Consider the following 10,866-nt stretch of genomic DNA (forward strand, 5'->3'; position numbering starts at 1 on the left):
TCTAAAGTTTTTTTAGGGATTATAATTTCTAAAGGTACCATCATTATAAAATACAACGATTCGTTCAATAGAATTATCTTTAGCATTTTTTAAAGTAGGTTTTAAATTTTCTTTCACCATATTTTTCTCTTCATTTGAAGAAAATAGAGTAGGTGTGCTTATTTCTTTTCTATTTTCCTTAGGAAAATTACCTTGGCCGTTTAATAACCAATACAACTCAACCTCAGGAAAGTTTTTTAATATTTTTAAAACAAATTCTAGACTGGGTTTATTTCTTCCTGAAAGAAGATGTGAAATGCTTGAACGTTGAACATCAATTTTTTCAGCCAGTGAAGCAGCTGATATTTCATAATAATTCATAACTATTGTTAGCCGTTTTGAAAACTCCTCAACGTTTACCATTGTAATCTATTTTTAGATTACAAATGTAATCTTTTTAATTTTAAGGAACAATAAACTTATTTATAAATAATGTAAATAGAACTTTTATATAAAACCAACACTTCATATATCATAGAGTATAATACTGATTAATAGCTATCTATGTAAGTTCTATAAGAATTTCTTATAGAAGTAACTAACGTCAGTGCACACCATTAATTATTACTACCAATATCTGTTTACATTTGTATAATTTACTTATTAAAAGTGTGTATACAAATGTAAACATCTGATTATTTACATTTGTAACATGAATTTTATAAGTATAAATAAATTAGATAATTGGTATCTTCAAAATTTTGAAAAAAGTTTATTTGGTAGAAGAATTCTCTTAAATGATATTGAACCTATTTTACATAAGTTATCATCAAAGTTTTCAGTTGAAAAAATTGGAGTTTCTGAAAATAAGCTACCCATTTATAAAATTTCTATTGGTATTGGAAAAACTAAAATCCTTACTTGGTCTCAAATGCACGGAAATGAAAGTACTGGAACAAAAGCATTATTTGATTTATTTAATTTTTTTGAATCTGACGATAAAAGCTTAAAAATAATAATCAATAAAATTTTAGCAAGTTGCACTTTAGAATTTATTGTGCTATTAAACCCTGATGGTGCTATCAAATTTACAAGAGAAAATTTTAAAAATATTGATCTAAACAGAGATGCTGTAGAGCAAAAAGCCGTTGAAAGTAAACTGTTACGTGCAACTTTAGACAGTTTTAAGCCTAAATTTTGTTTCAATTTACATGACCAACGTTCTATTTTTAATGTTGAAGGAACAAATAACGCTGCAACACTATCTTTTTTAGCACCTTCAGAAGGTATTGAACGAACAGTAACCAAGGGAAGAAAAGAGACAATGAGTGTTATTGTTGCTATGAATAACTTTCTGCAGCAAATTATGCCGAACCAAATTGGAAGATATACCGATGAATTTTATCCAACTGCCACAGGTGATAATTTTCAAAAGCTTGGACACAACACTATTTTAATAGAAGCTGGTCATTTCAAAGGTGATTATGATAGAGAAATTACAAGAAAATTTAACTTCTATGCCCTTTTAAATGGATTATTTTATATTTCAACAAACACTGTATATAACAATTACAAACCATACTTTAATATACCTAAAAACGATAAATATTTTTTAGATATAATCTACAAAAATCTAAAAGTTATTAGAAATAATACCACTTATATAGAAGATGTTGGGATACAGTATAAATTTAAAATAAAAAAAAATGTATTAATTAAATATAAATATATTGAAAACAGAGGTGATTTATCGAGTTTTCATACTTATGAGTTAATAAATGCAGAAAATTTAGATGTTTTGGAGTTGAAATTATCAAATTCGTAAATAAATCGTAGAATAATCGTTTTTTTTTAATAAATTTGCGTATTGTATATTTTTTAAATAAAACAAACCATGAAAAAATTTACGCTTGATGAAATTGATCATCAAATATTAGATATTCTTATTGAAAATGCTAGAACTCCTTTTACAGATATCGCTAAAAAATTAGTTGTTTCGGCAGGAACTATTCATGTTAGAGTAAAAAAAATGGAAGATGAAGGGATAATTAAAGGATCTACACTAACATTAGATTATGAAAAAATGGGATATTCTTTCATATCGCATGTTGGTATTTATTTAAACCAAACTTCAAAAACTAAACAAGTTATTAAAGATTTAAAAGTTATTCCAAATATAACCATAGCATATATTACTGCAGGTAAATATAACATATTCTGTAAAATTAGAGCAAAAAACACTACTCATGCTAAAGAAATAATTTTTGAAATAGATGATATTGATGGTGTTTCAAGAACAGAAACTATGATTTCTCTTGAAGAAAGTATTAACGATAAAACTCGTTTAATGCACTCTATATTTAGAGAACTTTAGTAAATAATAAAACTATAAAAAAATACCTTATTATAAATTATAATAAGGTATTTTTTTATATAATTGCTTTATTATTGCATTTGAAATTATAATGATTATTAATGAGAACTACTAACACCTCTGTTGGATCTATAATTTATAATAGAGAAAACTACACAAATAAACAATTACAAGAATTATATAAATTAATTCTAAAACCTCGATTAATTGAGGAAAAAATGTTAATTCTTTTACGTCAAGGTAAAATTTCTAAATGGTTCTCAGGAATTGGACAAGAAGCAATATCTGTTGGTGTTACAAACGCTATTAATTTTGACGAATATATCTTACCACTTCATAGAAATTTAGGTGTATTTACTTCTAGAAACATTCCACTTCATAGATTATTTTCACAGTGGCAAGGAAAAAAGAGCGGTTTTACAAAAGGAAGAGATAGATCATTCCATTTTGGAACTCAAGAGTACAAAATTGTTGGTATGATTTCTCATTTAGGTCCCCAAATGGGCGTGGCAAATGGTATTGCTTTAGCCGATTTACTAAAAAAATCACCTAAAGTTACAACCGTTTTTTCTGGTGATGGAGGAACAAGTGAAGGGGATTTTCATGAAGCTCTCAATGTTGCTGCTGTTTGGAATTTACCTGTACTTTTTTGCATTGAAAATAACGGATATGGATTATCTACACCATCAAGCCAACAATTTAAATGTGAAAACATTGCCGATAAAGGCATTGGTTATGGAATAGAAAGTCACATAATTAATGGCAACAATATATTAGAAGTTCATACAAAAGTTTCTGAAATTGCTAAAAGTGTTAGAGAAAATCCTCGCCCAGTTTTAATAGAATTTAAAACTTTTAGAATGAGAGGACATGAAGAGGCGAGTGGTAATAAGTACGTTCCAACTGAGTTATTAGAAAAATGGGCATTTAATGATCCTGTTACAAATTTTCAGGCTTTTTTAAGAAAAGAAAATATTCTTTCTGAAGAAATGGAACTACTAATGAAGCAGGAAATTGTGCATGAGATTCATGAACATTTAAAAATCGCTTTTGCTGAAGAAGAAATTTCTTCAACTATTAATAATGAATTAGAGGATGTTTATAAACACGTAAATTATATTGAAACAAAACCTTCAATAAAAACTTCAAATATTCGTTTAGTAGATGCTATTTCTCAAGGACTTAAACAATGTATGGAAAAACATACTAATTTAATTATTATGGGGCAAGATATTGCCGATTATGGAGGTGTTTTTAAAATTACAGAAGGTTTTTTAGATAAATTTGGAGCTGAAAAAATAAGGAACACACCAATTTGTGAATCTTCAATTATAGAAACTGCTTTTGGACTATCGATTAATGGATTTAAATCTGTAGTTGAATTACAATTTTCAGATTTTGTAACCTCTGGATTTAATCCTGTGATAAATTTATTAGCTAAATCATATTATCGCTGGAATCAAAATTCCGATATTGTATTGAGAATGCCTTGCGGGGCAGATATTGGAGCTGGACCATTTCATAGTCAAACAAATGAAGCTTGGTTTACAAAAACACCTGGTTTAAAAGTAGTATATCCAGCTTTCCCTTACGACGCTAAAGGCTTACTTGCAACAGCTATTGAAGACACAAATCCTGTGTTGTTTTTTGAACATAAAGCTTTGTACAGGTCTATTTATCAAGAAGTTCCGGATGATTATTACACAATTCCTTTTGGAAAAGCAGCCTTAGTTGAAACAGGTTTTGATATTACTATAATATCTTATGGTGCTGGTGTACATTGGGCATTAAAAGAAGTTAAAGAACATCAAATTTCTGCAGATATCATAGATTTAAGAACTTTGCAGCCACTTGATACCGAATCTATTTATACTTCAGTTAAAAAAACGGGTAAGGTTTTAATTTTACAAGAAGACACGCTATTTGGAGGTATTGCATCAGATATATCAGCATTAATTAACGAAAATTGCTTTAACTATTTAGATGCTCCAATTAAACGGGTAGGAAGTATTGAAACTCCTATTCCATTTGCTAAAAATTTAGAAAACATGTATTTACCTAAAAGCAAATTGTATTCTGAAATATTAAATGTATTAAATTACTAGCATTTAAAGCTTTAACCTGATTTTTATCATATAAATTAACAAATTTATAAGCTAACTTTAGTCTTATATGTTCTCTTACCATAAGTTAAAAGAACAAATTACTTTTCACAAATCTTGCTTAGGCTTATTGCAAGAAAGAACTAATATGTGTACTATAAATAAAAGTATTGACTTTTAAATTACCCTTTATCACATTTTTTGGATTATTTATTAAATAAAATTAAGTTTTAATTGAATTTATTTAAAATACAGTCGCAAATAATTAAAAGCCATGAAAAAAACAGTATTATTAATAGAAAGTGAAATTACATTTAGGAAATATATTACCGAAATACTTGAATTAGCAAATTATATAATAATTACAGCTGAAAATGGAAAAAAGGAAATAGAAATGGCTAAAACTTTTATTCCAAACATTATTATTTGTGATATTCTAATACCTAGATTAGATGGTTTTGATGTTTTACAAATAATTTCTAAAATACCAATACTAGCGCATATTCCATTTATTTTTTTAGCAGAAAATATAGATTATAGTGATCTAAGAAAAGGGATGAATTTAGGCGCAGATGATTTTTTAATTAAACCTTTTAAAGAAACTGAATTATTAAAAGCTATTGAAAGTAGGTTAAAAAGAGCTGAAGCTTTTGAACATCAAACTTCAAATATAAACAGAGATATTCAAATTGAAAACATAAAAAATATTAAAACATTTTTATCAAAAAAAACCATATTTTCATTTAAAAAAAATGAGACTATTTATTGTAAAGAAAACCTAAGTAACCACCTTTTTTTAATTAAAAAAGGAAAAGTAAAAACGTATAAAATAAATGAAGACGGGAAAGAATTTATTACTGGTTATTTTACTAATGATCAATATTTTGGATACTCTTCATTTGTGAAACATTCCTCTCATTTTGAAAATTCAAAAGCAATTACTAACGTTAAATTATATAAAATAAATAAAAGTGAAATAAATACTATTATAAAAAATAATCCTAAATTTTTATACGAATTTATAGATTTATTAACCGATAATTTAATAGACATAAAAGAACAATTAATACTTTTAGCTTATTCCTCAGTTAGAAAAAAAACAGCCAGAACTTTAGTAAGGATACTGCAAAAAACCACTATTAAAGAAGCTGAAGAAATCAATATTTCTAAAAGCGATTTAGCAAATTCTATTGGTATTGAATATGAAACTTTAATTAGGACGCTACATGCTTTTAAAGAAGAAAAATTAATAAAAGAAAGTAAAAATGGATTAAAAATTATTAATAAAAAAAAATTACTTCAAATACAATAAATCAATAAAATAATTGATGAGAATCATTTTTTTAATTGATGAGAATCATTGAAAATAGACTTTTAAATAATTAAATTAGTAACTCAATAATACGATTTTTTAATTTTTAATTATAACATATTATGTCACTTATTAAATTTAACAGACGTTTTCCTTTATTTGACCAAATGTTCCCTGACATTTTAAATACTGACAGATTATTGAATGAAGATTTAATTCTAAAAGATAATTGGATTCCAGCAATTAACGTAAAGGAAAATGAAGAAGGCTTCGAAATTGAAGTTGCTGCACCTGGCTTTTCAAAAAAAGATTTTGAGGTAGCCATTACCGATGATATTTTAACAATTTCAGCGGAAAACAATAAAATTAATAACGAAGAGGAGGGTGATTATTCTCGTAGAGAATTTCATTACAATTCGTTTAACAGATCATTTACTCTTCCAAAGAGTATAGATTTTAATAAGAAGATTGATGCAAAATATAACAATGGTGTTCTTAGAGTTCATTTAGAAAAATTGGAGATTTTAAAAAGTGAAGAACACAAAAAAGTAATAGAAATTGTATAATCTTCTGGTTGAATCCGAGAGATACAAAATATTTCTCGGATTCTATTGAACAAGAAAAATAATTGATACTGAGATGAAACATATTATTCCTAAACAAAAAGCACCAATTTTCAACAACAGTATTCAATATTTACACAGTAAAACTAAGTATTGGATTTCTGAAATTGAATTTATTAGAATAGAACAAGATTTTTTAAAAGAATTACTATCAGAACATATAATTGGTTTATGTGATACTAATAATTTTAACAAGGCTAAATTATTATTAAATGGTATTAATCATGAAGCTATATTGGGTAAAACATTAATAGAATCCATAAAAGAACACCAAATTAATTTAGCATTACTAATTGAAAATATTTACTTAAAAAAAGAAAATTTATTTAGAGAAAATCATAATTTTTTAAAAAATGAATTAAAAAATTATTTAAGTAATTTTAAATATATAAAAGAAGAAGTATTTGAACTTATATTACTAATAATGAAAAAAGATAAACAACAAAAATTGTTGACTAAATAGGACTAAGTTCAAATAATTTTACCGTTTTCAAATTTTAATTCTTTGAAAGAGTATATACGATTATCAATAATTACTACTCATATTTATTATTAAAATGATAATTTTAAAAGAGTAGAAGTTGATAAGTTTAGAAAAGTTATTAAAAAGGAGTTTTTTTATTTGGGTGAGAATAACTCAAGTTTAATAGTTTATCTATGTAATTATATCTTATTTTGAAGTAAAGTTTATGTAGAATTAAAATTTGAAAACGGTTTTATAATTTCCACTCAAAAATATTAAAAATAGTATACCAGTTATTAGGTAAACTACTTTCAATATTAATTATTTTGTTTGTAATTGGATGTTCTATTTTAAGAGCGTTCGCATGCAAAAATAAATTATGACAATTAAATTCATCCTCAAACATTCTGTTATGAAATCTATCTCCATACATATAATCACCAATTATAGGGTGACTTATTTTATTCATATGAATACGTAATTGATGCATTCTGCCTGAGGTGGGTATTAATTCTACTAAGCTATATCTTGAAGTATCGTAAGGCTTAACTGCAATATCTAAATTTTTAGTTAACAATGGCTTACAAAAAGTTTCTGCTGCTTTATAAACCATAGTATCAGGATTTTTCACTGGAGAATCAATTTTAATTGAAGTATTTATTAAGCCTCTTACAATTCCTAAATAAGTTTTTTCTATAGAATTTGAATTAAACAACTCTTGAAACATTGAAACATTTTCTTTTTGCTTAACTAAAAGTAACACGCCCGAAGTTTTTCTATCTAAACGATGTACTGGGTAAAAATTCTGATTAAATTGCTTCAATAATAGATTTAATAAAGTTGGTTCTTTAATATTCCTTGCATAATATGAATTATGTATTAGAACATTATTAGGTTTGTTTACAATTACAATATAATCGTCTTCAAAAAGAATTTCAATCTCCATATTGCAAATATACAAGTTAAAAAAATTATTCTAATGAATTATAATTACATTGCAGTTAACTAAATAAGAAGAAATTTATAGTGCAAATTGTAACTCAATTTTTAACACAGCATGGATTATCTATATCTAGCTTTTCATTAGTTTTTCTAGCGGCTGTTCTATTAGGAATGGGAAAAGCAGGAATAAAGGGAATTGGAGTAGTAATTGTAACTTTAATGGCATTGGTTTTTGGTGGAAAATCTTCTACTGGCACATTAATACCAATGATGGTATTTGCAGATATTTTAGCTGTAATTTATTATCATAGACATACACAATGGAAGTATTTAGGTAAGTTGCTACCAACAATGGTTATTGGTGTTTTGGTAGGTGTTTGGCTTGGAAATGACATTTCTGATGAAGTATTTAGATTTTTAATGGCTATTTTAATTCTTGGAATAGTTGTGTTTATGGTACTTATGGATAAGCGAAAGTCTTCAGCAATTCCTCAAAATCGACTTTTTTCGAATAGTATAGGGCTTTTATCAGGTTTTACATCTATGATTGGTAATTTAGCAGGATCGTTTTCAAACATTTACTTTTTGGCCATGCGTTTACCTAAAAATGAATTTATAGGTACTGCCGCTTGGCTCTTTTTTATCATTAATGTTTTTAAACTTCCATTTCATTTGTTTGTTTGGAAAACAATTTCTTTAGAAAGTATTTCACTAAATATAATATTAACTCCTGCCATAATTATTGGTTTTATTACTGGAATTAAATTAGTAAAACTCATTAACAACCAATTATATAGAAAATTTATTATTGTAGTTACAGCCGTAGGGGCTTTATTAATTTTATTTAAATAATTTTAACTCAATGGAAGAGTGTTTTTTTCAATGCCCGTATTGTTGGGAAACTATTTCTATGCTATTAGATAACTCCGTAAACGATCAAACTTATGTAGAAGATTGTGAAATTTGTTGTAATCCTATTGAAATAAACTCAATTTTTGAAAGTGGAGTACTTGTCTCATTAATCATAAACAGTATTGAACAATAAATTATAGGAGTAAATCGGTACTTTTTTAAATTTCATTTAGATTTATTCAATTTTAACCTGTTCTACAATACTTTTTTCAGAAGTGTTAATTTTTAAATACATTAAAACTAAAATAGATAAAATACTACAAACCAAAAATCCAATAAATAATGGAAGTGCCGTGTTTGAAACAAATCTACCTATTAGAGTACTAATGGAAACTGCCATCATAGTAGAAATAAAGCCTGTAATAGCTGCACCAATTCCTGCAATATGACCAACAGGTTCCATTGCCAAAGCTCTTAAATTTCCAAATAAAAAGCCAATAGCAAAAAACTGTGAAGCAAAGAACATTAATAAAATTACAATAGGAGGATTGGCGTTTCCATTAAATAACACGATATAAAGTAACGAAATACCAAAAAAAGTTAATAGGGAAGTGGTCACCATTTTTTCCATTCCAAACTTCACCACAAATGTTCCGTTTAAGAAAGTAGCAGTACCTATAGCTATCGCTAAACCAGCAAATATATATGGAAATTGCTCTTTTAAACCATATTGTATTTGAAAAATTTGCTGTGCAGTACTTAAATAAACCATAAATGAGCCCATAACAAACCCTGAAATTAATGTAAAACCAATAGTTCTTTTAGATTTTTTAATCTCTTTTAAACCATCAATAAAAATATGACTCGTGAATCTCACTCGTTTATTTAAAGCTAGTGTTTCAGGCTGTCGAAACCAAAACCAACAACTAACTATAATACTAAAAAATAATTGTAAATAAAATATAGCTTGCCAATTGTAATGGTCTAAAACAAATTTACCCATAGCAGGAGCAACAACAGGCACTAAAATAAATACTACAGTTATAAAAGACATAATTCGTGCCATGTAATCTCCACTATAAGTATCACGAACCATTGCAATACTAATAGTTCTAGGCGCCGAAAGCCCAATACCTTGCAATATTCTACCAAATATCATTATTTCAAGACTTTCAGAATGCACACAAATTAAACTTGCAATAATAAACAAACCAAAACCCATATAAACAATAGGTTTTCTACCTAAGCTATCTGATATTGGACCAAAAAATAAGGGACCCAATCCAAGTCCTAAAAAAATCATAGTTATTAACAACTGATTATCAGTAGTTTGAGTGATTCCAATTGAAATTCCAATAAAATCTAGCGCTGGCAAAAGGGCATCAATAGCCAATGCTACAATAGACATTAGTGCTGCCATTAAAGCTATAAACTCAAATTGTGAAGATTGTTTTTGCATCGTGTAAATATACTGCAAATCGAATAATGATTTGATGAAATTCTAATAGTTAAAATGATAAATAAATAAGAATTTGTAATTTGCACTATACACTATATATTTTATGAATTTACAAACGCTAGAGGCTACAATTAAAGATATTGATATTTACATTTTAGATCAAATTTTAAAAGAACGCTTTCAATATGGAAGTAAAATTTTGGATGCAGGATGTGGCAATGGACGAAATTTAAAATGGTTTTATGCTGAGAATTTTAATATTCATGGAATTGATACTGATTTAGAAAAATTAAATTATTGTAAGAAAATTTATAAACTTCAGCAAAATAATTTTATTCAGGCAACTGTAGAAGAAATACCTTATGAGTCAAATAGTTTTGAACATATAATTTGTAGTGCAGTTTTACATTTTGCAAAAGATTTAAACCATTTTTATAGAATGTTTGAAGAATTACTTAGAGTATTAAAACATCAAGGAACTTTATTTATTCGTGTAGCTTCAAATTTTGGGATTGAAAATCAAGTTAAACACATAACTAATGGTGTATATGAATTACCTGATAAAACTACTAGGTTTTTATTAACACAAGTAATTCTTGATGAATTATTGAATAAAAATAATATTACATTAATAGAAAATATTAAAACTACAATTGTACACAATCAAAGAAGCATGACGACTCTAGTTTTTAAAAAGGAGTAGACTTTATTATTATATTTCGTAGAAATTAAAACTCTATTTAACATAATATAAATTATA

12 protein-coding genes are annotated in these 10,866 nt (G+C 26.5%); 9 read left to right on the top strand and 3 right to left on the bottom strand.

All coding sequences use genetic code 11. The features are described 5' to 3' along the window. Positions 1 to 12 precede the first annotated feature (12 nt). The gene (locus tag QM495_RS09505; RefSeq protein ID WP_408671870.1) at positions 13 to 402 is read right to left on the bottom strand and encodes a helix-turn-helix transcriptional regulator; all 390 of its coding nucleotides are present in this window, start codon (positions 400 to 402) and stop codon (positions 13 to 15) included. Between the two features lie 289 nt (positions 403 to 691). Between QM495_RS09505 and QM495_RS09510 the strand changes: the two genes are divergently transcribed. From QM495_RS09510 to QM495_RS09535, 6 genes are all read left to right on the top strand, one after another. Next, positions 692 to 1,804, top strand: a complete 1,113-nt coding sequence (locus QM495_RS09510) for a M14 family zinc carboxypeptidase (protein ID WP_408671871.1) — start codon at positions 692 to 694, stop codon at positions 1,802 to 1,804. 69 nt (positions 1,805 to 1,873) lie between these two features. After that, positions 1,874 to 2,353, top strand: coding sequence for an Lrp/AsnC family transcriptional regulator (locus QM495_RS09515; protein ID WP_408671872.1), 480 nt, complete (start codon positions 1,874 to 1,876; stop codon positions 2,351 to 2,353). 101 nt (positions 2,354 to 2,454) lie between these two features. Continuing rightward, entirely contained in the window at positions 2,455 to 4,458 is a 2,004-nt protein-coding gene (locus QM495_RS09520) for a thiamine pyrophosphate-dependent enzyme (RefSeq protein ID WP_408671873.1), read from the top strand. Positions 4,459 to 4,729: 271 nt separating this feature from the next. Continuing rightward, positions 4,730 to 5,767: a response regulator gene (locus QM495_RS09525; protein ID WP_408671874.1), complete on the top strand. Its 1,038-nt coding sequence runs from the start codon at positions 4,730 to 4,732 to the stop codon at positions 5,765 to 5,767. Between the two features lie 122 nt (positions 5,768 to 5,889). Further along, positions 5,890 to 6,333 (top strand): Hsp20/alpha crystallin family protein, encoded by a 444-nt coding sequence (locus tag QM495_RS09530; RefSeq protein ID WP_408671875.1) that lies wholly within the window; start codon positions 5,890 to 5,892, stop codon positions 6,331 to 6,333. Positions 6,334 to 6,406: 73 nt separating this feature from the next. After that, positions 6,407 to 6,853 (top strand): hypothetical protein, encoded by a 447-nt coding sequence (locus QM495_RS09535; protein WP_408671876.1) that lies wholly within the window; start codon positions 6,407 to 6,409, stop codon positions 6,851 to 6,853. 253 nt (positions 6,854 to 7,106) lie between these two features. Here QM495_RS09535 and QM495_RS09540 read toward each other — a convergent pair whose 3' ends face one another. After that, positions 7,107 to 7,799, bottom strand: coding sequence for a pseudouridine synthase (locus tag QM495_RS09540; protein ID WP_408671877.1), 693 nt, complete (start codon positions 7,797 to 7,799; stop codon positions 7,107 to 7,109). An 80-nt stretch (positions 7,800 to 7,879) separates the two neighbouring features. Between QM495_RS09540 and QM495_RS09545 the strand changes: the two genes are divergently transcribed. Then, positions 7,880 to 8,647: a sulfite exporter TauE/SafE family protein gene (locus QM495_RS09545; protein WP_408671878.1), complete on the top strand. Its 768-nt coding sequence runs from the start codon at positions 7,880 to 7,882 to the stop codon at positions 8,645 to 8,647. 10 nt (positions 8,648 to 8,657) lie between these two features. Further along, positions 8,658 to 8,840, top strand: coding sequence for a CPXCG motif-containing cysteine-rich protein (locus QM495_RS09550; RefSeq protein WP_408671879.1), 183 nt, complete (start codon positions 8,658 to 8,660; stop codon positions 8,838 to 8,840). Between the two features lie 42 nt (positions 8,841 to 8,882). On the opposite strand, the gene QM495_RS09555 is transcribed toward QM495_RS09550, so the two are convergent. Continuing rightward, positions 8,883 to 10,106, bottom strand: a complete 1,224-nt coding sequence (locus tag QM495_RS09555) for a multidrug effflux MFS transporter (RefSeq protein ID WP_408671880.1) — start codon at positions 10,104 to 10,106, stop codon at positions 8,883 to 8,885. Positions 10,107 to 10,209: 103 nt separating this feature from the next. Between QM495_RS09555 and QM495_RS09560 the strand changes: the two genes are divergently transcribed. After that, the gene (locus QM495_RS09560; RefSeq protein WP_408671881.1) at positions 10,210 to 10,809 is read left to right on the top strand and encodes a class I SAM-dependent methyltransferase; all 600 of its coding nucleotides are present in this window, start codon (positions 10,210 to 10,212) and stop codon (positions 10,807 to 10,809) included. Positions 10,810 to 10,866: the final 57 nt, after the last annotated feature.

Source organism: Lutibacter sp. (assembly GCF_046055765.1).
Taxonomy (GTDB): domain Bacteria; phylum Bacteroidota; class Bacteroidia; order Flavobacteriales; family Flavobacteriaceae; genus Lutibacter.

Bases quoted from the DNA above. Each gene is read 5' to 3' on its own strand.
- QM495_RS09505 (WP_408671870.1), bottom strand. From the start codon at position 402: ATGGTAAACGTTGAGGAGTTTTCAAAACGGCTAACAATAGTTATGAAT.
- QM495_RS09510 (WP_408671871.1), top strand. From the start codon at position 692: ATGAATTTTATAAGTATAAATAAATTAGATAATTGGTATCTTCAAAAT.
- QM495_RS09515 (WP_408671872.1), top strand. From the start codon at position 1,874: ATGAAAAAATTTACGCTTGATGAAATTGATCATCAAATATTAGATATT.
- QM495_RS09520 (WP_408671873.1), top strand. From the start codon at position 2,455: ATGAGAACTACTAACACCTCTGTTGGATCTATAATTTATAATAGAGAA.
- QM495_RS09525 (WP_408671874.1), top strand. From the start codon at position 4,730: ATGAAAAAAACAGTATTATTAATAGAAAGTGAAATTACATTTAGGAAA.
- QM495_RS09530 (WP_408671875.1), top strand. From the start codon at position 5,890: ATGTCACTTATTAAATTTAACAGACGTTTTCCTTTATTTGACCAAATG.
- QM495_RS09535 (WP_408671876.1), top strand. From the start codon at position 6,407: ATGAAACATATTATTCCTAAACAAAAAGCACCAATTTTCAACAACAGT.
- QM495_RS09540 (WP_408671877.1), bottom strand. From the start codon at position 7,799: ATGGAGATTGAAATTCTTTTTGAAGACGATTATATTGTAATTGTAAAC.
- QM495_RS09550 (WP_408671879.1), top strand. From the start codon at position 8,658: ATGGAAGAGTGTTTTTTTCAATGCCCGTATTGTTGGGAAACTATTTCT.
- QM495_RS09555 (WP_408671880.1), bottom strand. From the start codon at position 10,106: ATGCAAAAACAATCTTCACAATTTGAGTTTATAGCTTTAATGGCAGCA.
- QM495_RS09560 (WP_408671881.1), top strand. From the start codon at position 10,210: ATGAATTTACAAACGCTAGAGGCTACAATTAAAGATATTGATATTTAC.